This window comes from Calidithermus roseus (assembly GCF_003574095.1).
In the GTDB taxonomy this organism is placed as follows: Bacteria; Deinococcota; Deinococci; order Deinococcales; family Thermaceae; genus Calidithermus; species Calidithermus roseus.
In genome coordinates this window covers 1-1,176 of the sequence record NZ_QWLA01000164.1, presented here as the reverse complement: position 1 = coordinate 1,176, position 1,176 = coordinate 1, and the positions used below count along the sequence as shown (strand labels likewise).

2 protein-coding genes are annotated in these 1,176 nt (G+C 62.7%); both read right to left on the bottom strand.

Annotated features, from left to right (window positions below):
* Positions 1–1,013, bottom strand: a 1,013-nt coding sequence (locus Mrose_RS18380; protein ID WP_147371737.1) for an RNA-guided endonuclease InsQ/TnpB family protein, incomplete at its 3' end; no start/stop codon positions are given.
* A partial coding sequence (locus tag Mrose_RS18375) for a transposase (RefSeq protein ID WP_182482916.1) occupies positions 1,006–1,176 on the bottom strand: 171 nt, incomplete at its 5' end. The genes Mrose_RS18380 and Mrose_RS18375, both read right to left, overlap by 8 nt.

Sequence of the window (1,176 nt, the reverse complement as noted above, 5' to 3'; positions counted from 1 at the left end):
ACCGGGCAGTCCTGGCTGGTATGTTTGGGGTCTACCCCCACGACCCGCCTACCAGCTTCTTCCGCTTTGTAGGCGAGGATTTGGAGAAACTGTGCCCACCCCGCGTCCTGCACCCCCTTGGCGGTGCGGGAGCGGGCCAGTCCGAGGATGTTCAGGTCTTCGTGGACGACGGTGCCATAGCGGTTTACCAACCTCCTTGCCAGCTTGTGGTGGAAGTCTTTGCGCTGGTTGGCGATTTTGCGGTGCTGCCGAGCCAGGCGCATTTTGAGCTTCCTGCGTCGGTTGGAACCCCGCCGCTTCTTCGTCACGGACCGCTGGGTGCGGGCTAGTTTGGCCTGCGCCTTCTGGAAGTACCGAGGGGCCTCGACCATCTCCCCCTCCGAGGTGACGAGGAAGTGGGGGCTGGTGCCCAGGTCTATCCCGATGGCTGCCCGGTTTTCGGGTAGGGGTTTGGGCTCGGTCTCACAGACAAACACGATGTACCAGTGAAGGGCCATCGGCCCCCGGCTAGCGCCGGTACTCAAGTCATCCCCTTCCCGCTTCAGCGTGGCGGTCTTGAGCCTGCCTTCCAGCGGGCGGTGAAGTTTCATCTTCACCGAGCCGATGCCGTAGAGGAGCACCCGCTTCCCGCCCTCCTGGAGCTTGACCCCGGTAGTCCCGGCCTGGGGGAAGGTGAAGGAGTCGTAGCGCCCCTGCCCCTTGAAGCGGGGGTAGCCGGGCTTCTCCCCTGCCTTGACCCGCCGGAAGAAGCCCTGGAAGGCTTTGTCCACCCGCTCGATGACGTTCTGCAAGACCTGGGAATGAATGTGCTTGTACTCCGGCAGCTCGGCCCGTATCTCGGGCAGATACCTCTTCTGTTCGTAGAAGCCGACAGTCCTCCCGGCCTTCTTGTAGGCATCTCTACGCTCCTGCAAGGCCGCGTTGTAGAGGTGGCGGCACAGCGAGAGGGTGCGCTCCAGGTCTTTTTGCTGGGGCTGGGTGGGGTACAGGCGGTACTTAAATGCTTTAAGCATCGTCATCCTGGTATTTGCGCTGGGACTCGATGTAGCGCTGAATAGTCTGGGCTGAGATATTCCCGGCGCTGCCCACGTAGAAGGAGGGTGTCCACAAATGACCGCCGCCCTTGCCCCGCCGTAGCCTTGGGAACTCTTGCAGGATGCGCCGGGCCGACACGCC